Here is a 21,639-nt window from a genome sequence, read left to right on the forward strand (position 1 = left end):
GACCGAAACCTCGTCTGCACATGCCCCCCAATGGACGCATACCAAGACGCCGCAGAATAAAAATCAGATCCCCCCGCCAAAATGGCGGGGGGTCGACCCCACGAATGGCAGGTGGAGGAACGATGAAACACTATGTCCTCGGAAACGACCACACACGGCCGGCCAATCGAGGGTCTCAAAGAACACAGTACATCGACGTTTTCCTGATTGATCCCCACGCAAAAGCGTCGGTCGAAATGGTTGCCGAGTTCTTTCAGGCTTTGAACGATCTGGTCGAAGATCACATCTATGTCGTGAATTTCCGATGTGCCGCGACCGGCTCTGCGGGCGACCCACTTTATTGGGCAGGTCGTACGGCAATTTTCTGGGGCGACATTTACAAAGCATGGCCTTGCGAAATCGCAGACAAAACCCGGATTTCGCAGGTATTGAGCCTGGCGTCGCGATCGATACTGGTCGGCGGAGCAGTGCTGCTGTTGGCACAAACTGGGCGGGTCGATGAAACAATCGCTTCCATCCACCCGAACTTTGCCGCTGCGGCACAGGAAATCGGGCTTGCTGACTGCCACGAGAACACACACAGGTCACCTGACAACCGCGTGCACAGCGCCGCAACCAAGCTGGGCGCACTCCGGCTGTTGTCAGAGTGCGTGGCCCTGGATCACGGTGAGCATCTGGCCGAAATCCTGCGCGGCTATATCGGCCTGACCGAGCCGGAACGCGGTTACTCCAGCCAGCTTGCCACCCGCCTGATCCAACGGTCCGGAGCCGATCCGATGGTACGGCAGGTGATCGGGACAATGTTGAATAACGTGGAAGATCCGCTGAAAATCTCCGATCTGTCTCAGGTTGTAGGCGCTTCTACCCGTCAGTTGCAGAGGCGGTTTCTCGGCAAGACAGACGTCAAGCTTCTGACAACTTACCGAGAGCTTCGGTTGGAACGAGCCGACAGCCTGCTGCGACACACCAACATGCCACAGACAGAGATTGCCACGGCAACAGGATTCTCCTCCGCTGCCGCGTTAGGACGCGCGTTTCGGGCGCACTACAACATGTCCACCGGAGATGTCCGAAACCGCCGTTTTGCCGGAGGTTTCCCGGATCGCCGCCGCCCAATCTGAGGCAAAAGCCGGTTTTCTGTATGTCTGCGCGAAATCTGCACCACTGGTGCGGATTACCTGCAGGCCGCGCGTTCATCGACTTCGCGGCTTTGATCGCAACTGATACACTGTTGCGTGCGGCGGAGTCGGACAACGCAATCCCGATGGACCGGCAGTATTTGAGCAGCCTTGGACATACTGCGGCAAAATCGATTTCGGAGCGGGTGGCGCTGCGCGCTTGAATAGCTATCCCGCAGCAAACACACGAAACAAAGCGCAATGTGAGTCCTGTTGGTTGTTGATGCCTCCACCTGCTTGAGCCGTTAAGTTTGGCGCCAGAACGCGCGGGACGTCAGGTGACCACCGCGAGTGTCGGCTAATGCGCGAAGCCCCAAGCCGCCCGCAAAGGACCGAACATGATCGTTCCGGATATCAGCCTGGCCGAGATGGATAGGTTCGGGGTTTGCCGCCGCATCCACGCCTCAACTCCGGGTGCTCCGCATGTCTTCAGCGTCCAGAAGGATGGGGAACTCATCACGCACCCGGGTGTCCTCGACCTTGAAACAGTTGGGGAAATACGCGCCCAGAATGGCCTGGGCCTTGTCCTGAGCACGCTGCAGCAGATCAACCTTGCCCGCGTTTTCCCATATTTCTGTGCGTTCGCGGTCAATGAGCTGAGGGTAGACAAACTCCGAGTTCATGTCAGGGGTGAAGTCATATGTAACCAAAACGGTAGCCCCCAGCACGTGGATGTTGTCCAGCCAATCGACCAGCCAAGTGAAATCGTGGGTATCGCACGGCGTGGACGGGCGGTAGGATTTGGTGCGCCCGACAAAGGTTGTGACGGCAGTGCTGGAGTTGCGAAATACACGTTTTGGGCCGTGCCGTGGATGACTTCCTTGCCCGCACGATCGCCGCAATTTTAACCTGTGAAACCCGCCCGGAATAGAGGCAAGCCGTGACCAGCATACACATAGATGATAGGAAACCCGGCCTCACCGGAGCGCCGGGCGGCCCCTGGCCGAAGGCGCAGATGGTCCAGACCGGTGCAATTGAGCACGCGGTCGAACCGGGTTTTTTGCAGTAGCGGGCTCCAGGCCGATGGGCTCAAAAAGTGGTGCGTAACCTTGAACGTCAGCCATGACGCGCCCCTTTCCTACGTTTCACCGGGGATGCCAAAGACCTTCAATCCTTTGCCCCTCACGGGACAGTACATGCAAAGTTTCGCAAGCTTCATGAAGCGCGCGCCGACGGAGAGATCAAGGAAAGCTCTAACGGGCTTAACGTTCGGTGGGGTTTTCATCATAGCGCGCGCGCCGCAGATCGTTGATCATGGCCTTGCCCAGCGCGACACACATCAGCAGCAGGACAACGCTGAAGGGCAGCGCGCCGATGATCATCGAATTGGTCAGCGCCTCAAGCCCGCCACCGCCAGCAATCAGCAGCGTCCCGATCACCAGCGTCAGCAGGCCGCCCCAAAGGATGCGATGCACGACTCCGGTTTCCTCGGCTCCGCCGGACATGATCGTGTTCATCACCAATATTCCGGAATCCGCCGAGGTGACCAGAAAGGTCATCGTCAGCACCACGCACATGAAGCTCACGATCACCAGCATATGACCCGAAATCATCTGGCTAAGGGTCACAAACAAAGTGGCCGTGGTCGAAGCCGACAGGATCGCACCATTGGCGTCTCCGTTCAGTTCCAGATCAATGGCCGAACCGCCCAGAATGGTCATCCAGGCGAAACACACCAGCGACGGCGCGATCACCGCACCCAGGATGAACTCTCGCACAGTGCGTCCGCGTGAGATACGGGCAAGAAACAGGCCGACAAACGGGGAAAAGGCGATCCACCACGCCCAGTAGAACGTCGTCCAGCCCGATTGCCATCCGAATAAACGCCCCGGTGTTCCGGTCGCATAAGCCGCGTGTATCGTGGTATCGGACAGGGCGGCTGCTTCGCCACTCAACCCGGCCAGAAAACTGTCGCGGGTGCCCCAGGCATCGGTCGCGCCGGGAAACAGCTCACCCGCAAAAGGGGCAGCTTCGGGGGGCAGGGCCGAGGCAAACTCGGCCTCGGACATCGGGCCATAGGCTTGCAGACTGAGCGGGATAAAGTGGATGATGTAGTCCACCAGCGCCCGCCCAAAGGTCGTCATGGCAAAGGCAAACGAACCGAATATGACAAATACCGCCAGCAGGATCAGCGACAGGATCAGATTGAGATTCGACAAGTACTTTACCCCGCGTCCGACGCCCGAAACCGCCGACAGTGTCGACATCAACATCACGGTTGCCAGCGCCAGGATCAGACCAGCGGTCGAGGGCTTCATCACCCCGTCCATCAGCCATTCCGCGCTTGTGATCAGAAACGCTCCGTCCACCAATTGCGACACCCCGTATCCGATGGTCACTGCCACCCCGAGGATTGTGGCTACGACTCCCAGAATGTCGATCACATGACCCGCGACACCATTGGAAAATTCCCCCAGCAGCGGTGTCAGTGCGGTCCGGATCGTCAGCGGCATATCACGGGTATAGGCGTAATAGGCAAGGCTCAGCCCTGTAACCACATAGATGGCCCAGGCGTGAAACCCGGTATGCAGGAAGGTGTATCGGTAGGCCCCCTTGATTGCCTCTTGGCTTTTGGCCTCGACCTCACCCGCGACGGTCAGAGGATTGGTCTCCCACAGACCCAGCGGTTCGGCGGTAGCATAGACCATCAGACCGACACCCAGCCCCGCCCCGAACATCATCGAAAACCATGAGAAGTTGGAGAATTCCGGCCGTTCCCGCTCAGCACCCAACCGCATTCGACCGGTTGCCGGGATGATCGCTATGACGATCAGAAAGAAGGCAAACAGCGCAACCGAGAAATCGTAGAAAATGTTGAACTCGCTCAACAGGCCCGATTTCCATGACCGCAGCGTATCGTTTGCGCTCAGCGGCCAGACCAACGCCCAAAGTACCAACAGCGACACAACGATCTTGCTGACCAGCGCGATCGGCAGGTTGTAGCCCTTGTAGAACCCGCTGTCCTGCCGTTCGATTTTCAGGTCCGTAAAGGGGTCTTGCAGCGACATGTTGCTTGGGCCCGCCTCGGTTCCGGTGCCGCTCAGCATCCGGCAAACCCTGAAAGACTGCAACAATTTTCAGATCTTGCGGTGGACACGTCCCAAGCTGATTAGCCATTCCCGCAAGCTCTGGAACGCCGCGTAGAGCACCGGGATCATCAATAGACCCAGCGTGCTGTCGAGGATCATACCGAACAGAACCGGATAGCCCACCGAGACCCGCGCCGCCGCCCCTGCCCCGCTGGACAGGACAAGGGGCAGAACGCCCACGATGAAACACAGGCCCGTCATGGTGACCGGCCGGAACCGGATTTCCGCCGCCTTCAGAGCTGCATCGCGGATGCTGACACCGCTCTCGCGTTGCTGGTTGGCAAACTCGACCACCATGATCGCCTTTTTTGCCGCTAAGCCAATCAGCAGCACCATCCCGACCTGAGCAAAGATATTACTGGTCAGGAAAGGCAGCAGCGCCAGCGGGATCAGTGCCCCAAACAGCGCGAAGATCGCGGAGGTGATGATCGACAGCGGCAGCACCCAGCTTTCATACAAAACCACAAGGAACAGATAGGCCAGCACCAGCGCTGACAGCATGATGTAGGGCACCAGCCCCTTCGCCTTCACCTCTTGCTGGGTGACGCCCGACCAGTCGATCCGGAACCCTTCGGGCAGGGTTTCTTCGGCAATCGTCTGCATCGCGACGATGCCATCGCCGGAACTGACCCCATCCACCAGTTGCGCGCTGACCGAAGCCGCTGTGAACAGGTTGTAGCGTGGCACCGTATCCGGCGCGAGGACCGGTTCATTGCTGACGAAATTGCGCACGGGCAGAGACTCTCCGGCGCTGTTTTTGACATAGATGTTATCCACATCGTCCAGCGTCTGGCGGAATTCGGCGTCAGCGGAGATCACCACCCAATAGACACGTTCATTCAGGATGAAGTTATCCACGAAATACGAACTGAGATTGGCCTGCAGCGCGGTGAAGATATCGGCCACGCTGACGCCCAGAGTTTCGGCCCTGTCACGGTCGATGGACAGTTTGAATTGCGGGCTCTGAGCCGAGAAACTGCCATGCGCGCGGGAAAATTCTGGTGCGGCGTTCAGGGCGGTGACAAAGCCGTTCATCACCGCGTCCAGATGCGCGCCGTCCCCATTTCCCAGGTCCAGCAGTTCGACCGAAATCCCACCGGTCGAGCCAAGCCCGTGAATGGTCGGGAACGGAAAGACGTAAGAAACCCCTTCGGGCAGCGCCGCCAGTTTGCGCTCAAGGCTGTGCATGATGGCATGCCATTGCAGATCGGGACTGGTGCGCTGATCCCATGGTGTCAGCTTAACGATGACCATGCCCGCGTTCGGGCGCCCCCCGGCCAGCATGGAATGGCCGGATACGACGGTGACGGATTCAACCCCCGGCGTTTGTTCGATTAGCGCACCCGCCTTGTCCATAAACGCCTGCGTACGTTGCAGCGAGGCGCCATCCGGAAGCTCCATCGACGCCATCAGAACGCCGTTATCCTCCTGCGGGATCAGGCCGGTCGGGACTGTGTTGAACAGGTACACTGTCAGTCCCACAGCCCCGGTAAACACCAGCAGCGACACCGCCATGTACCGCAGCATCAACGACACGAGGCGCAGATATTGGCGCCGCAGCCAGACGATCACCGTCGGAACGACGGCTAACGGACCTTTAGGTTTGCTTTCAGTCCTCAGCATCATGGCGCAGAGCACTGGCGCAAGAGTCAAAGCGTTCACGGCAGACAGGACAAAGGCAAAGATGATCGTCAGAGCGAATTGGAAATAAATAGTGCCCGTCACGCCAGGAAAAAAACAGACCGGTACGAACACCGCCGCCAATACAAAGGTCGTGGCGATGATTGGACGGTTGACCTGCGACATTGCCTTTAGCGTTGCCTCGCGCGGGTCCAACCCTTCGTCGCGCAATATACGTTCGGCGTTCTCGATAATGATGATTGCATCATCCACCACCAACGTAATGGCCAGCACCAAAGCAAACAGGGTGATCATGTTGGCGCTGAACCCGATGGCATAGATCAGCGCCACCGCGCCCAGCAGCGATACTGGAATGGAGATAGCCGGCACGATGGTAGCACGAAGGCTGGCCAGGAACAGGAAGGTTACGCCAATCACCAGCCCCGCTGTCAGGGCCAGTGTCGTCATGATATCGCGGATCGAAACACGCACTGCGTCAGTTACATCATATGTGATCTCATATGAGACACCTTCGGGGAACTTCGCCGACAGCTCCTTCATCAGCACGCGCAGATTGTCAGAAATCTCAAGCGCGTTTGCGGTGCTTTCCTGATAGACCGCTACAGTGGCCGAGTCCTTGCCGTTCAGCTTGGTCGAGCCGGAATAGGTCGCCGCGCCAAGTTCAATTCGCGCAATATCTTCCAACCGAGTGACCGACCCGTTGGGATCCGAGGCGACAATGATCCGTCCGAATTCATCGGCATCGCGCAACAGCCCTTCAGCTCGCAATTTGAACTGAAAGTCGGTCTGCCCTTCCGCAAACGGAGGTGCCCCGACCTGCCCGGCGGCGGCGATGACATTCTGGTCCTTGATCGCGTCCGCCACCTCGGCTGCGGTGATGTTCAGCGCCGCCATGCGAACCGGATTGATCCAGACCCGCATGCTGTATTCCAGCTGGCCGAATTGCGAGACCGTTCCGACCCCCGGCAACCTCTGCAATGGGTCATGCAGAAAATCGGCGGCAAAATTGCTAAGGAACAGTTCGTCCCGCGAACCGTCGGGCGAGGTCAGGTTGATTACCACGATCATATTACCCGACCGTTTGGTCACCTCGACCCCCTGCTGCAACACCGCCGAGGGCAATTCGGAACTGGCCAACGCGATGCGGTTCTGCACCTCAACCGCAGCCACATCCGGATCAGTGCCCAGCTCGAACGACACGTTCAGCATATAAGTGCCGTCATTCGAGCTTTTGGAGGATAAGGACAACATGCCCGGAATGCCGTTCACGCGCTCTTCGATGGGGGTGGCAACGGATTCCAGAATGACTTGTGCGTCCGCCCCCGGGTACGAGGTATCAACGTAAATCTGCGGCGGCGTGATATGGGGATATTCAGTGATCGGGATCAGGCGCACGCAGACCGCACCGAACAGAACCAACAGGATCGCAATGACAGTTGCGAAATGTGGCCTGTTGATGAAGTAGTGCGCGATCAAACCGGCCCTACCCCTGACTGTCGACCGCTTTCACGACCAGCCCGTCATGTATTTTTTGAAGCCCCTGCACCACCACGCGGTCGCCCTCGGACAACCCGGATGTGACTTGCGTACGGGTCGCGGTCTGGGTGCCAATCTCAATATTCTGCCGGTGAACCTTGCTGTCCCCATCGACCGAGAAAACGAAATATCCCTGTTTATCGAACTGCACCGCGTTGCGCGGCACGGTCAGCACCTTGGGGTCTTCGGACCCGGTCAGGCTGACGGTCACAAACTGGCCGGGGATCAGCACCCCATCAGGGTTGGCGAAGCTGGCGCGCAGTTCGATCGTGTCGGTGTCCTGACTGACGCTGTCGCCGACAAAGATCACCTTGCCCGGGGTGGGATAGGTCTCGCCGTCGGCCAGTTCGATGTCCGTGGTCAGCTTGATGTCACCCGGCGTGATCCGCCCTTTGCGGCGTTCTTGCAGCAGAACCGGTTCGCTGACGTAAAAGCTGACCAGTATCGGATCAACGCTGGTGACGGTTGCCAGAACGCCGGTATCCGAGCTGACCAGATTACCCGCATCCACTGCCGACAACCCGATACGTCCGTCAAGCGGGCTGAGGATTTCTGTATAGTCCAGATCAATCTGGGCAATCTTCAAATCGGCTTGTGCTTCATCCACTGCCGCCTGACTCGCAGCATAGGTCGCCAAGGCCGTATCCAGAACAGCCTGCGGAATATCACCCTTGTCGAACAACTCCTGCTGACGGTCTAACGCTGCTTTGTCCAACCGCGCGCTGGCCTGCGCGCTTTTCAGTGCAGCCTGAGCGCTGTCCATGCTGGCAGCGTACTTCTTCTGTTCGATCCGAAACAGCACATCCCCTCTGGCAACCGTTCCACCTTCGGTAAAGTTGACCTTTTCCAGAAACCCTTCGACCCGGGCCTGCAGGTCCACGCTTTGATCCGCTACAACCCGACCAACGAACCGGTCCTGTTTCTGCAGGTTTTCCATCGTCACCAACGCGACCATCACGCTGGGCGGCGCGTCAGCCTGGGCCGCTGCCGGGTTCGGCAGAAACAGGGGGATCAATGCGCAAACAAACAGAGCAGAAGGTTTCATGAGACCCTCGGGAGTTTGTAATTCCTTAACTATCCCCACATCCCCGCATTGGCGCAACGGTTTTCTGGGCTCATTCACCTGCGCATTTCTCAACCATATCAATCCCTTTGACGCAGGGCTTGCCAGCCCCCCGTTCTTGGGATTTTCTGGCACCGCGCACCAACCAAAAGGCCCGGCCTGCATGAAACTCGAATTCCACCACATCAACTTTGTGTCCGATGATGTCGACCGGTTGCACCGGTTCTACACGCAGGTCCTTGGGCTGGACGATATCCCGATCGAGAATTTCCCCCGCCCCGATGCAACCGAAGACAAGGGCTACAGCGGCAAGATCCGGTTTGCGACCGATGGCGGGATGCAGATGCACCTGGCTGAAAGAAACCTCGACGTCGCGTTTAAACATGGCGAGGCGATCAACCCGGTCGAGCGTGGCCATATCGCCTTTCGCACCGACAATATCGAGGCGTTCAAGAAACAGCTGGACGATAACGGCATCCCCTATTCGGATTATGGCACCGCCTTCGCGAAAGAATGGCATCAGCTTTTCTTTCACGACCCCGAAGGCAATATCATCGAGGTCCATCAGGCGGTGTAAGTAACGTCGGAGGCACGCATTGAAACAGGCCGTACTGATCGTCGATGTTCAACCCAGCTTTGACCCGCCGGATTGGCTGGTCGAGCGTAGCCAGTTGTTGGCGTCGCATTTCCCGTCCATCGCCACGGTCGAACGCAATGACGAGGCAAAAGTACCCTTCTTCCGGCAACTCGGATGGAAACCCCGTTCGGTCGATGACAGCCTTGTTCGGGCGGATCGTACCATCCTGAAATACGGCTACGGCCCGCCGCCAGAGGTGATCGACCAGTTTCACAACTGGAAGGTCGACCGCGTTCTGGTCTGCGGTATTCAGGCCGACACCTGTGTTCTCGCCGCAGGATTCACCCTGTTTGACGCGGGCCTGCTACCGACCATAGTTTCGGATACGGTCGTCGGGTCTTCGCTGGATCGCAGCGGTACGCTGGGCGTGGACCTCTGGCGGCATCATTTTGGCCAGGTGATTGAGAAGCACTCGGATATTCTGTGACGGCGCAATCCCTGTCCGCATAGGAGAGGAAGCCCATAATGACCTCGAAATACATTCATGAAGTAACGGCCATCGCCCTTGTTGTGGCCGGTAGTTTTTCACCAGCACATGCAGATAGCTTTTCACTGACTGGCCAGTATGAAGGCCTCTACGCCTGCGACAGCACCACCGGCGGAGTGCCGTCAAGCTGGTCCGACCCGATGCGCGCCGGAATTGTTCAAGACGGGGATCGCATCTCGATCGACCTGCTTTATACCGACAAACAAGAGCTCGGGGCGGAGTATTCACTCTATACCGGTTCGGTTGCTCTGGCACCTGATGGCAGTTTGGTCAGCGGGTATTTCGAGTCTTGCGGCGGTACGTTTCCCTCGAAGGAACTCGCCCGGCTGTTCCCCGCCGCCACGGATACACCTTTCAGTTTTTCGGTCACCAGCGTTTGGGCCTCGGATCAGGTGCCAAACCTTCCTGGCCTGACTGTTCAAACCTGCACGTGGAGCCTGAAACGGGTGTCCACGGTTACCCCCAAAGTCAGACCGTGCGAGACGGCAGAGCGCTAGGCTAAAACCCCCATCTGGACTTATTTGTTAAGTCCAGATGTTCAAATTGGATCCAAAGTGCCCATATAGCGCCCAATCTTGCAACTTAATCGTGCCTGATTGGGAGGCTTCAGTTCCCCGGCAGGCCCCCAGTCAAACAGGATGGTCCCGATGGATTTAATTCTACGTGGTAGCCTGGTTACTCAAATCATCATCGGCCTTGTGACCGGTACCCTTCTCGCCGCCCTCTGGCCTGCCGCCGGTTCAGCCGTCGGTCTGCTGGGTGACTTCTTTGTAGACGCGCTGAAGGCCGTCGCGCCGGTGCTGGTTCTGATCCTGGTCTGCGCCGCAATCACCAACCACAAGAAAGACAGTCAAGCCCGCATGGGGCCTGTGGTTCTGCTGTACATCCTTGGTACTTTTGCAGCTGCGCTGGTTGCGGTCGTGGCCAGTTTCACGTTCCCGGTCACTCTGCATTTGACCGGCACTCCGGAGTTGATGGACGCCCCGGACGGTCTGGCCGAGGTGGTGAAAAACATCCTTCTGAAGATCGTGGACAACCCGGTGAACGCGCTGGCACAGGCCAATTATATCGGCATTCTCGCCTGGGCTGTTGGCCTTGGGCTGGTCTTCCGGCACGCCAGCGACTCGACCAAAACGCTGATGTCGGATCTGGACGGTGCTATCACCAAGATCGTTTCTGTTATCATCCGTATCGCGCCCATCGGTATCTTTGGCATCGTGGCCTCAACCATTGCCGAGACCGGCTTTGAAACGCTTGCCAGCTATGGTCACCTGCTGTTGGTTCTGATCGGCTGTATGGTCTTCATGGCGCTGGTCGTTAACCCGCTGATTGTGTTCCTGCGCATCCGCAAGAACCCCTATCCGCTGGTCTTCACCTGCCTCAGGGAATCCGGCATCACCGCGTTTTTCATGCGCAGTTCGGCCGCCAACATTCCGGTCAACATGGAACTGTGCCGCCGCATGAACCTGGACGAGGAGACCTATTCGGTCACCATCCCCATCGGCGCCACGATCAACATGGCCGGTGCCGCGATCACCATCACGGTGATGACACTGGCGACCGTGCACACCATGGGCATTCAGGTCGATTTCCTGTCAGCCCTGTTCGTGAGCGTCATCGCATCGATTGCCGCCACCGGAGCCTCGGGTGTGGCCGGCGGGTCGCTGTTGCTGATCCCGATGGCGGCCAGCCTGTTCGGCATCGACAACGCAACCGCCATGCAGGTGGTCAGCATCGGCTTTATCATCGGCGTCCTGCAGGATTCCGCGGAAACCGGGCTGAACTCGTCCACCGACGTGCTGTTCACTGCAGCCGGATCGTACAAGCGCGGCGACCCGAGCCCCCACAAACTGCCGATGGAGGAGGTCGCCGCATAGGCGACCCCTCTCCACCTTCCCACAACCGCTTGCACTAGCTGCGCGGTTGTGGGCCCTGCGCTGACCCACAACGTGTTTTGAAACCGGCAAAGATGCAGGCCCGTAGAAATTTCCGCGCAAACATCGTAATGTTTCAATGTAAGATCGCCGTGCGGTGTTGGCGGCAGGGCGCGTCTGACAAGGGGAGGGAACATGAAGTGAATCTAAGTTGGCTCATTGCGCTTTCGACGGGTCTTGCCGCTGCACCGGCCCTGGCACAGGAAAACCCCATTCAGCACGATGCGGAGTTTTACATTCTTCAGGCCCAACACGGTGAGCAATGGGCGCAGGATGACACTGCCGTGGATGAGGCTTTGGCCGCGTTTCGCGACAGCAACGGGGGAAAGCCTCCGAACATCGTCAGCGTATTGATTGACGATATGGGGTTCGGCGACATGGGCATTCCCGAACTTAACGCCGTACGGGGCTATGCGACGCCGAACATCAATGATTTCTCGGACCAGGCCATGCGGATGGTTCGGATGTATACCGAACCGTCCTGCACGCCGACTCGTGTGGCGCAGATGACCGGGCGGCTGCCGGTGCGGATGGGTATGGGGGACACCACCGTCGATATTGCAGGCTTTGGCCTGCCGGGGAATGAAGTGACGCTGGCCGAGGTACTGAAACAGGCCGGATACGCCACTAGTCATGTAGGCAAATGGCACATGGGCGACATTGCCGAAAGCTGGGCCATGAATCAGGGCTTTGACTATGCCCAGCACGCGATTCACCAGCAGGGTCAGCTGACCATCTTCAACGACGATGCGATCAAGGAACAGGTCACGGTCGCGATCCGGGATTATGACGACAAATACACTCTGGACGGCTGGTTCCGACCGGACTCTGCGGCGATGATGACCGTGATCGAGGGCGAAACCGGCGGCCCGATCCGCGAGATTCGTATGGAAGCCGGCGAGCGCTGGAATGCTGCCAAATATGACGAGATGAACCAGGCCTTTCAGGACAAGACGCTGGAGGAACTGGAACGCCTCGCCAGCGGCGACGCGCCGTTCTTCCTGCAATACTGGCCGATGATCCCGCTGGACAACACGCGCGCCGGGCGGGACGGGCCGGAAAGCGCCAATGGTGGTCTCTATGTGGACAAGATGCAGCTGCTGGACCAATGGCTGGGCGATCTGTTCGCGCGAATGGATGAGCTGGGGCTAGCGGAAAACACCGTGGTCGTGGTGATGGGCGACAACGGACATTTCACCAAATACGCGCCGCAATCCGGGTTTACTCCGCTGATCTATGCGGGGGGCAAAGGCGACACGACCGAGGGCGGCGTCCGCGTGGATGCCTTTATCCGCTGGCCCGGAATGATCGAGGCCGACGGGCTGCTGAACAGCATCATCCACGTCTCGGACCTGTATACGACCCTGTCGCGCTTTGCCGGGGCGGATCAATACATCCCGCGCGACCGGCTGGTCGACGGCGTGGATCAATCCGCCGCCCTGCTGTTTGCCGATGAATCCAAGGCGCGGCGCGATCACGTGATCGTCTACTCCATCGCCAAACCCGAAGCGATCGTGAAGGACCAGTTGAAGCTGAAACTACCCGCTGCGGGACAGAACGCTATCGCCGCCAAGTTCTTCGACCTCTATCGCGACACGCGCGAGGAGTACTCGGTGTCCACCGAAGTCGGTGCGTGGGGCGGGCAGGAATTCGTGCGCATCCTCGGGCGTCACATGGCGCGGAAAGAGAAATTTCCCGACACCACGCCCGCCTATGGCGTGCCTTATGAGGGGATCGAGAACATCCGCCCCGAAACGCAACAGGCGGTCGAAGCGTTCATGACCAAACGCGCCTCACCGCAGCAATAGAATCCGGATCAGGAGGTGCACATGGCAGGCAGTATTCTCTTCGTTCTTGGCTTGATCGTCTCGCTTGGGGTCGGGTTTGTCTATTTCCGTGATCTGGGTGACATCTCGCAGATGTTGCTGAAGGTGAAACGCCAGAACATGGTACGTTTCATCCGGCACGAATACCGACTGATCAGCATCGGGTTGGGCGCGTTTGCCGTCGCGACTCTGGCGCATTTCATTCTGGGTGGCGGGCCGCTCTGGCTGTGGATTGTCTCTGCGCTGTTGGTGCTGTTTCTTTACGGGTTTCCCTATGTCTGGGTGCATTTGGGTCTGCGCAATCAGATGAATGACGCGGCCTTCTTTCCCATCAGCGAGGCACAGAAACATGTCGGCCCCACCGCGCCGGTCATCGTAATCGAGAACAACGGCCACGCCCGCGCGCACCCCGACGCCCAGATCATGCGACCGCATCTGGCGGGCGATGTGGACGGGCTGAGCGGCGAAGATGTGGTCATGACCTATTGCGCGATGGCCAATCTCGGGCAGGGCTACGCCCCCCGGGTCGAAGGCAAGCGGTTGGATCTTGAGGTCCTGGCCCAGCATGGCAATAACCTGATCCTGCGCGACAATGAAACCGGCGAGCCGATTCAGCACATCTATGGCTTCCGCGAGGCCGACCGCGACCCGAATGCCGATGGCCCCGCCTGCCCCGTACGTCCCGAGGCCCAGATGAAACCCTGGCCAACATACCGGATGACGTTCCGCGGGTTCCAAAAGGCATTTCCTGATGGCGAGGTATTTCTGAACAAACCCTCCCCCAACCCTCTGTTACGGCTGCTCGACATGGTGACAGAGATCACCTTTGGCTGGGGCATCAGCCGCCAGCATCAAGAAGACGCGCCGGTGATGGACAACATGGACCGCTCGGACGACCGGTTGCCGAACAAGACCCATGTATGGGGGATCACCATCGGCAAGGATGCCGCCTGCTGGACGGACGATTTCGTCGTGGACAACAACTGGATCGTCAACGCAAGCGTCGGCGGGCGCGATGTCGTTATCAGCCTGGACCCGAAATACGAAAGCCTGGGGGTCTGGTACAATGACAGTGGCAATCCCGTCACCCGCTGCGATTTCTGGGGCATGTCCGATCAGGGCAAGCTGCAACGGGTCGAGACCCTGCGCGCCGGCGTCTTCTGGCATGTCTGGTCCGAGTTTTTTCCGGAAACCGACATCAATCGCGTGGGCACGCGCGCGGAAACACCTGATACCGTGGCGGCGTGACCCCGCGCGACCCGGCAAAACGGGCGATACCAAAAAAGGAGGGACGGAATGACACTAAAACATAAATTGAACGGCTGCGCGGCGGCGGCCGTGCTCGCCTCGGCGGCAACGATGGCCTCGGCGCAGCAATCCGATTGGTCATACGAAGCCACGATCTACCTGTTTATGCCTGAGACCGAGACCAGCATTGCGACCCCCTCGGGCACGCTTGACGGAACACTCAGCTTTTCCGATGCGCTGGAGAATCTGGACTTTGCCTTCATGGGCGCGCTGGCGGCAACAAACGGTCAATGGAGTGTGTTGGCCGATTACAACTATACCAACCTGTCCTTCGGCAATACCGCGCCCGGACCGGCGGGTTCTGAATTGGAAACTTCGGTCAAAACGCAGTTTCTGACCGCGTTGCTGGGTTACCGGGTGCGCAACGATCCTTCCGTAAAGGTTGATCTGGCGGGTGGTTTCAGATGGTACAGCACCGATACTGAATTCACCCTGACCCCGGGTGCAGCGCCCTCGCAATCCACCTCTGCCGACGCCAGCTGGTTCGACCCGGTGGTGGGCATTCGCGCCCGGTTTACCCTGTCCGATTCATGGACCAGCACGGCCTATGTGGATTACGGAGGGTTCCGCAGCGGCAGCCAGACCTGGTCGGTTCTGCTGACGGCCGACTACGCGATCAACGACAGGTGGCTGCTGCGCGGTGGATATCGCTATATCTCATTCGACCACGACATTAACGGCAACGACTACACATTCGATCAATCCGGGCCTTTGCTTGGCGCCACCTACAGGTTCTAGACCTCACACGGCCAACGCCTTCAGACGCCCACGTATTTCTCGGAGATTTCTGGGGTCAGTTCCACCATAGCACCGGACCAGACTGTACAGCCCCGTTCAAGAATGACCGCGCGGTCAGACACTGCCGCCAGTTCCTTCAGAGATTTGTCGATCAGCAGGATCGCCACATTCGTCTCTTGCCGCAAACGCTGCAGAGCCGTCCAGATCTCCCGCCGGACGATCGGGGCAAGGCCCTCGGTGGCCTCGTCCAATATCAATAAGCGCGGGTTGGTCATCAGCGCCCGGCCAATCGCCAGCATCTGCTGTTCGCCGCCCGACAGTGAAGCGGCGCGCTGGCCCTTCCGCTCTCCCAGCCGCGGGAACAGTTCGGTCACGCGGCGCAGGGTCCAGTCGCCGGGACGTGCCGCCGCGATCAGGTTTTCGCGCACGGTGAGATCGGCAAAACAGCGTCGGCCCTCGGGCACCAGCCCCACCCCTTTGCGGGCGACCTTATGGCTGGGCAGCACGTGCAGGTCCTGACCGTCCAGTTTCAACGTCCCCTCCGAGCGGATCATCCGGCAAATAGCCTTCACCGTCGTTGTCTTGCCCATCCCGTTGCGCCCCATCAGAGCAGTCACTTCGCCCTGCGCCATCTGCAGATCAACACCGAACAGCGCCTGACTGTCGCCGTAACTGGCGGTAAGGTTTTCAAGCCGCAACAGGGTCATGCTTCATCCCCCAGATAGGCGTCGCGCACCTCGGGGCTGGTTCGGATTTCATCAGCCGTACCGGTGGCGATGACCTTGCCATAAACCAGAACGCTGACCCGGTCGGCCAGCGCGAAAACCGCGTCCATATCGTGTTCCACCAGCAGAATGGGCGCTTCCTGCTTCAATCCATCCAGAAACCCAGTCAGGCGTTTCGAACCTTCGGCACCAAGCCCCGCCATTGGCTCATCCATGACGAAGGCTTTTGGCGACAGTGTCAGGGCCACCGCGACCTCCAACTGCCGCCGTTGGCCGTGGCTGAGATTGGCGCAGCGTGTGTCGCGTTCATCGCTCAGCCCGACACGTTCCAGCGCAGCTTCGGCCCGGTTGCGCAGTTCGGGTCGCTTTAGCGCGGGCCGCCAGAAACGCCACGCCATGCGTTCCGCGCCCATCGCACCCAGCACCACGTTCTCCAGCACGGTATCTTCCATGCACAGTTGCGAAATCTGAAACGTTCGTCCCAGACCTGCCCGCGCGCGCGCCTGTGTGGAATAGCCCGAGACATCCTGACCGTTGAGCAGAACCTGCCCTGAATCCGGCTGCAATCCACCGCATATCTGCTGAATCAACGTCGACTTACCTGCACCGTTCGGGCCGATGATGGCGTGGATTTCTCCAGGCTTGAGATCAATGGACACGTCGTCAGTCGCCTTGAGCGCCCCAAAGCTTTTGTTCAGGTTCAGCGTGGCGAGAACGGGATCAGACATGCGCGCCTTCTTTCCCTGTCAGCAGGCCGATAAGGCCGCCGCGGGCAAACAGCACGATGCACAGCAGGGCGACGCCCAGATAGACATGCCAGAAATCGGTGAGTTCTCCGAGGAAATGCTCCAACGCAACAAAAACACAGGCCCCGATGACCGGCCCCATCAGTCGCCCTACTCCGCCAATGATGATCAGCACGATCAATTCTCCGGACAGTTGCCAGCTGAACATCGAGGGTGAGACAAAGCGGTTCAGATCCGCAAACAGGGCCCCCGCCAACCCGGTGATCGCGCCCGAGATTACAAAAGCCAACAGCTTCAGCCGCATCGGGTTCAACCCCACGGTTTCAACCCGTACCCAAGCCTGACGTGCAGCGTTCAGCGCCAGACCGAAGGGCGAGGCCTGCAACCGCGCAAACAGAAACAGCACCACGCAGAGCAGCGTGAAACAGACGGCGTAAAACTGGATCGGCACCAGCGTGTTCAGGCCGGGAAAACCGTTGCGGACATAGATCGACAGCCCGTCTTCACCGCCGTACTGCGCCCAGGAAATCGCGAAGTAGAAGAACATCTGACCAAAGGCGAGCGTGATCATGATGAAATATACGCCGGACGTCCGCAATGACAGCAATCCGATGAAGAACGCCACCAGCGCCGACAGGATCATGGCCACAAGCCAGATCACCGGCATGGACTTGGTGCCATCGGTGGTGAACAGCCCCAGATCAAGCGCGGTATAGGTCTGCGCGTGATAGGCGAGGATGCCCATCGCATAGCCTCCGATCCCGAAGAAGACGGCGTGGCCAAAACTGACCATACCTCCGATCCCCAGGACGATGTTCAGCCCCACCGCCGCCAGCGCAAGGATAACCGCCCGTGTCACCAGCGTGATCGTGAACGGTTGATCCGCCAAAAACGCCCAAAGCGGCAACACCAGCAGACCCGCGATTACCAGCGCGTTGAGGTACCTTTCGTTCAACCTCATACGCGTGCTCCGAACAGGCCGGTGGGCCGCCAGACCAACACCAGCCCCATCAGCACGTAGATGCCCATTGAGGCCAGCGCCGAGCCGGTCTTCTGCGCCGCACCGTTGTCCATGAACAGCTTGAACATCTCGGGCAGGAACACTCCGCCCAGCGTATCCGTCAAACCGACCAGCACCGCGCCGATGAACGCGCCGCGCACCGAGCCGATACCGCCGATAACGATGACTACGAATGCGAGGATCAGCACCGGCTCGCCCATTCCTACCTGCACCGACTGGATCGCGCCGACCAAGGCGCCCGCCAGCCCGGCCAGGGCCGCGCCCAGCGCAAAGACCAGTGTGTAGAGCTTCGAGATATCGACGCCCAGCGCCGCGATCATCTCGCGGTCATTCTCTCCGGCGCGGATCTGGATGCCCAGCCGGGTGCGTTCGATCATCACCCAAAGACCCACGGCGACGGCCAGCCCGATGCCGATCAGGGTCAGGCGATACAGCGGGTATTCGATCCCACCTGGCAGCGTAACCGGCCCCGACAGCGCATCGGGAATGTCCAGAAACAGCGGAAAGGAACCAAAGACCCAGCGTGTTCCTTCAGAAAAGATCAGGATCAGGGCAAATGTTGCCAGCACCTGATCCAAATGTGGGGCTTTATACAATCGCCGGATCACCACCATCTCGACAACCGCCCCGGCCAGCGCCGCCGCGGCCAGTGCGGCAACCAACGCCAACAGGAAAGACCCTGTGGCCCCCGCCACGGCAGCGGCGGCAAAGGCCCCGACCATGTAAAGTGAACCATGGGCCAGATTAATCAGCCCCATCACGCCGAAAATCAGCGTCAGGCCAGCCGCCATCAGGAACAGCATGACGCCGAACTGCAGCCCGTTGAGGATCTGCTCGATAATCAGGATCGAGGACATGGAAACTCCGGTGGTCTGCCCGTCCCGCGACCGGGGGCGGGCAGATGGTCAATTACATTTTGCACTCGGCCGCATAGGCGTCAGAGTGGTTTTCCAGCGCAACGCCAAGGATCTTGTTGGTGAACACGTCACCTTCCTTGATCACTTCACGCGCATAGATGGTCTGAACCGGGTGGTGGTTCGGGCCAAAGCTGAAATCGCCACGGGTGCTGTCGAACTCGGCCGCGCGCAGGGCTTCGCGGAAGGCGTCCGCATCCGACGGATCAGCCTTGTCCAGCGCGGACAGCAGCAGGTTGGCGGTATCAAACCCCTGGCTGGCATAAAGAGAGGGCAGACGTCCGTATTCCGCCTGAAAACTCTCGACAAAGGCAGCATTGGTCGGATTGTCGATGTCCTTGTTCCATTGCGAGGTGTTCACAACACCCATCGCCGCATCGCCGACCGCTTGCAGGATACCCTGATCAAAGCTAAAGGCCGGGCCAACCACAGGCTTGTCGATGCCGCTGTCGGCATATTGCTTCAGGAAAGAAATCCCCATACCACCGGGCAGGAAAAAGAACACGCTATCCGCATCGCTGGCGCGGATCTGCGCGATCTCCGCGGCGTAATCGGTCTGCCCCAACTCGGTATAGACCTCACCGGCCAGATCACCCTCGAAGAACCGTTTGTAGCCGGTCAGCGCATCTACACCCGCCGGGTAATTCGGGGCCAGAATAAAGCTGTTCCTGTAACCGACGCCGTTGGCATAGGCCCCGGCGGCCTCGTGCAGGTTGTCGTTCTGCCAAGCGACGTTGAAGTAGTTCTGGTGGCAGCCTTTTCCGGCAAGCGGTGATGGCCCCGCATTTGGGGACAGATAGAACACGTTCTGGTTCACTGCCGCAGGCACAACCGCCATGGCGAGGTTGGACCAGATGATGCCGGTCATCACGTCGACCCGTTCGGACTGGATCATCTTGTCGGACAATTGCACGGCGATGTCCGGTTTGCGCTGATCGTCCTCGATCACGACCTCAATGTCGTCACGCCCTGATTGCGCGATGGCCAGCATGAATCCGTCGCGCACGTCAATGCCCAACCCTGCACCGCCGCCGGACAACGTGGTGATCATTCCGACCTTAACCTCGGCCAGCGCGCCGGTTGCGCACAAAGCAGAAACCGCAGCGGCCGCTAGAAATTTTTTCATCTTCATCTCCCTTCGCTGGTCTTTTCGACGCAACTTATGTCAGCCTTCACAGCCTTCCGTCTATACCTCTGACAGCGTGGTTTTTTTCACTCTGCCAATCATCCAAACAATCACCGATCACGCCCACTCCGTCGAGGGCGTTTTCAAACTGGACCGCTAAATTCTAAGGAAACTATCTTGTGCAGCGCAGCGCAGACCCGGATCGAGTGCGGGAAACTCAGGGCGCAGGGACGGATCCGACAGAAAATCTACCCGAAAATATGACCGACCTGAGAACGTCAGAGTGATCATAATCGCGTAATTGTCGGCCAGCATTTCGGCATCCGTTCCGTTGGATATGACCGGCGCCAAAGCCTGCTAGTCGCTCCGTTCCGTCCCGTCGAAGAACTTCGCCAGATCGACGATAAGGTGCACTTTGTAGTCTCCAGCCGAGAAATCACCCGGCGGCAACAGGAATTCGACTTCGCGGACGTTTTCAGAAAACCCCAGATGGTAAACCAGCGGCAACACGTCGTTCCCCTTTATTGTAGCCCTTCCACGGCCACGAATTTGTACTCAACCTCCCAATTCCACGCCATCTGACTGTTGAGATCCAAATCTCGTCGCACCGCGGTTGAACCATTGGCCACAAGTGGCAGTTGGAACAGGATATCTGGCTATTGTGCGACAGGATCGGATCGAAGAACAGGTGTCGGCCCCGCGCGAAGGCCTCTTCGGTCAGTGGATTGTCGGCCGACACGGCAAACCGGCCGAACACGAACGGAGCCGAGACATCGGTAATCGGCGTTGCCACCGGGACGCGCGAGCGATCCAAGACCACCCAACCCGCCACCGCAAGACCTGCAACGTCGAGGATCAGAAACACCCACTGCATAACGCCCCCCCGGACCATAAATGGTGATGGACAAAGCCCGAGCCGAACAGACCTTCAAGATTCTTCATCTCCTTGTTGTAACGATCCTTGATATTGACCGAGATCAGGTCACGACCAGAGGCCGAGGTGAAACGAAGCCATGGTGCGCGCCCGGATCGGCCACGATATCCGGCCCGCTCGAAACCAAACATCGTATCGGCCGGAATGGCGGGCTCGATTTACGGATGCATGTCGGGGCGCGCGAACAGTACCTCGACCGGAAAAGACGGGAGGCTCAGCGGCGTTTCCTTCCCGACCGTGATGTTTTCGATAGGTTCCAGAGCGTTCATCTCTATGATCTTCAACACTATGCCAACCCCGGTGTTCAGGTCCGGATGCTCCGTCGCCGTCACCACTATACGGTCGTCAAGGGCTGAGATGCCATTATGAAACGTGACTTACAGCGCACCCTCACCCACCTGACTTTTGCGCGCGTCGACGATCTTGACGACCTCATTGGTCTACGCATCGAACACGCCCGCCGAACCGCCGTCATCCCCTCCGGTTCCGTCCAGGAAAGTTGCGAACATGTACTTCTGCCAGTTCGAGCTGGTCCGGTTCCGGGCCCAGTTCGATGATTGCGATGCTGTGGCTGGTGTCCAACGCCGAAAGGCTGCGCAAAAGCACATACGCTGACTGTCCTCGCGATCCCGCTACAGCGCCGGAGAAAGACCCGCCAGTATCAGGACCGTATCGATCAGAGTGCTTTGTCTAAAACAATTGAGCGTTAAGACTTACCCCCTTGTGATGAAATTTC

General features: G+C 58.9%; 21 protein-coding genes. 10 read left to right on the forward strand and 11 right to left on the reverse strand.

Translation table 11 applies throughout. The annotated features are described in order from the left end of the window. Positions 1-122: 122 nt before the first annotated feature. Both ACR0IK_RS23140 and ACR0IK_RS23145 read left to right on the forward strand, forming a co-directional pair. The gene (locus tag ACR0IK_RS23140) at positions 123-1,121 is read left to right on the forward strand and encodes a helix-turn-helix domain-containing protein (RefSeq protein WP_480643488.1); all 999 of its coding nucleotides are present in this window, start codon (positions 123-125) and stop codon (positions 1,119-1,121) included. A gap of 20 nt (positions 1,122-1,141) precedes the next feature. Continuing rightward, positions 1,142-1,342 (forward strand): hypothetical protein, encoded by a 201-nt coding sequence (locus tag ACR0IK_RS23145; RefSeq protein ID WP_480643490.1) that lies wholly within the window; start codon positions 1,142-1,144, stop codon positions 1,340-1,342. Between the two features lie 240 nt (positions 1,343-1,582). Here the strand turns inward: ACR0IK_RS23145 and ACR0IK_RS23150 are convergent, their stop codons facing one another. The 4 genes from ACR0IK_RS23150 to ACR0IK_RS23165 all read right to left on the reverse strand — a co-directional run bounded on the left by ACR0IK_RS23150 (position 1,583) and on the right by ACR0IK_RS23165 (position 8,489). Continuing rightward, entirely contained in the window at positions 1,583-2,020 is a 438-nt protein-coding gene (locus ACR0IK_RS23150; RefSeq protein ID WP_480643492.1) for a hypothetical protein, read from the reverse strand. A gap of 360 nt (positions 2,021-2,380) precedes the next feature. Next, a complete protein-coding gene (locus ACR0IK_RS23155; RefSeq protein ID WP_480643516.1) occupies positions 2,381-4,186 on the reverse strand; it encodes a BCCT family transporter in 1,806 nt (601 codons plus the stop codon). Positions 4,187-4,255: 69 nt separating this feature from the next. Continuing rightward, positions 4,256-7,384, reverse strand: coding sequence for an efflux RND transporter permease subunit (locus ACR0IK_RS23160; RefSeq protein WP_480643493.1), 3,129 nt, complete (start codon positions 7,382-7,384; stop codon positions 4,256-4,258). Positions 7,385-7,391: 7 nt separating this feature from the next. Beyond that, the gene (locus ACR0IK_RS23165) at positions 7,392-8,489 is read right to left on the reverse strand and encodes an efflux RND transporter periplasmic adaptor subunit (protein ID WP_480643494.1); all 1,098 of its coding nucleotides are present in this window, start codon (positions 8,487-8,489) and stop codon (positions 7,392-7,394) included. Positions 8,490-8,670: 181 nt separating this feature from the next. On the opposite strand from ACR0IK_RS23165, the gene ACR0IK_RS23170 reads away from it, so the two are divergent. The 7 genes from ACR0IK_RS23170 (at position 8,671) to ACR0IK_RS23200 (ending at position 15,437) form a co-directional block, all read left to right on the forward strand. Next, entirely contained in the window at positions 8,671-9,084 is a 414-nt protein-coding gene (locus ACR0IK_RS23170) for a VOC family protein (RefSeq protein WP_480643495.1), read from the forward strand. A gap of 19 nt (positions 9,085-9,103) precedes the next feature. After that, positions 9,104-9,571, forward strand: coding sequence for an isochorismatase family protein (locus ACR0IK_RS23175; RefSeq protein WP_480643497.1), 468 nt, complete (start codon positions 9,104-9,106; stop codon positions 9,569-9,571). Positions 9,572-9,609: 38 nt separating this feature from the next. Continuing rightward, on the forward strand, positions 9,610-10,128 hold the full coding sequence (locus tag ACR0IK_RS23180) for a hypothetical protein (RefSeq protein ID WP_480643498.1): 519 nt from the start codon (positions 9,610-9,612) through the stop codon (positions 10,126-10,128). A gap of 150 nt (positions 10,129-10,278) precedes the next feature. After that, positions 10,279-11,508, forward strand: coding sequence for a serine/threonine transporter SstT (gene sstT / locus ACR0IK_RS23185; RefSeq protein WP_480643499.1), 1,230 nt, complete (start codon positions 10,279-10,281; stop codon positions 11,506-11,508). A gap of 197 nt (positions 11,509-11,705) precedes the next feature. Beyond that, complete coding sequence (locus ACR0IK_RS23190; protein WP_480596641.1) at positions 11,706-13,373, forward strand: sulfatase-like hydrolase/transferase; 1,668 nt, start codon at positions 11,706-11,708, stop codon at positions 13,371-13,373. Between the two features lie 21 nt (positions 13,374-13,394). Next, positions 13,395-14,639 (forward strand): DUF3179 domain-containing (seleno)protein, encoded by a 1,245-nt coding sequence (locus ACR0IK_RS23195; protein ID WP_480596640.1) that lies wholly within the window; start codon positions 13,395-13,397, stop codon positions 14,637-14,639. A gap of 48 nt (positions 14,640-14,687) precedes the next feature. Then, a complete protein-coding gene (locus ACR0IK_RS23200) occupies positions 14,688-15,437 on the forward strand; it encodes a porin family protein (RefSeq protein ID WP_480643500.1) in 750 nt (249 codons plus the stop codon). Positions 15,438-15,457: 20 nt separating this feature from the next. On the opposite strand, the gene ACR0IK_RS23205 is transcribed toward ACR0IK_RS23200, so the two are convergent. The 7 genes from ACR0IK_RS23205 to ACR0IK_RS23235 form a co-directional block, all read right to left on the reverse strand. Continuing rightward, positions 15,458-16,144, reverse strand: coding sequence for an ABC transporter ATP-binding protein (locus ACR0IK_RS23205; protein ID WP_480643501.1), 687 nt, complete (start codon positions 16,142-16,144; stop codon positions 15,458-15,460). Beyond that, on the reverse strand, positions 16,141-16,890 hold the full coding sequence (locus ACR0IK_RS23210) for an ABC transporter ATP-binding protein (RefSeq protein WP_480643502.1): 750 nt from the start codon (positions 16,888-16,890) through the stop codon (positions 16,141-16,143). Before ACR0IK_RS23210 ends, ACR0IK_RS23205 begins: the two co-directional genes overlap by 4 nt. Next, entirely contained in the window at positions 16,883-17,869 is a 987-nt protein-coding gene (locus tag ACR0IK_RS23215; protein WP_480643503.1) for a branched-chain amino acid ABC transporter permease, read from the reverse strand. The genes ACR0IK_RS23210 and ACR0IK_RS23215 overlap by 8 nt, the downstream gene beginning before the upstream one ends. After that, positions 17,866-18,786, reverse strand: a complete 921-nt coding sequence (locus ACR0IK_RS23220) for a branched-chain amino acid ABC transporter permease (protein ID WP_480643504.1) — start codon at positions 18,784-18,786, stop codon at positions 17,866-17,868. The genes ACR0IK_RS23215 and ACR0IK_RS23220 overlap by 4 nt, the downstream gene beginning before the upstream one ends. 52 nt (positions 18,787-18,838) lie before the next feature. Continuing rightward, complete coding sequence (locus ACR0IK_RS23225) at positions 18,839-19,969, reverse strand: ABC transporter substrate-binding protein (RefSeq protein WP_480643506.1); 1,131 nt, start codon at positions 19,967-19,969, stop codon at positions 18,839-18,841. Positions 19,970-20,326: 357 nt separating this feature from the next. Continuing rightward, positions 20,327-20,479, reverse strand: a complete 153-nt coding sequence (locus ACR0IK_RS23230; protein ID WP_480596626.1) for a hypothetical protein — start codon at positions 20,477-20,479, stop codon at positions 20,327-20,329. Next, positions 20,445-20,861, reverse strand: a complete 417-nt coding sequence (locus ACR0IK_RS23235) for a cytochrome c peroxidase (protein ID WP_480643508.1) — start codon at positions 20,859-20,861, stop codon at positions 20,445-20,447. The genes ACR0IK_RS23230 and ACR0IK_RS23235 overlap by 35 nt, the downstream gene beginning before the upstream one ends. Before the next feature lie 2 nt (positions 20,862-20,863). On the opposite strand from ACR0IK_RS23235, the gene ACR0IK_RS23240 reads away from it, so the two are divergent. After that, complete coding sequence (locus tag ACR0IK_RS23240) at positions 20,864-21,259, forward strand: hypothetical protein (RefSeq protein WP_480643509.1); 396 nt, start codon at positions 20,864-20,866, stop codon at positions 21,257-21,259. The last annotated feature ends 380 nt before the right edge of the window (positions 21,260-21,639 follow it).

The organism is Ruegeria sp. BF7 (assembly GCF_056538605.1).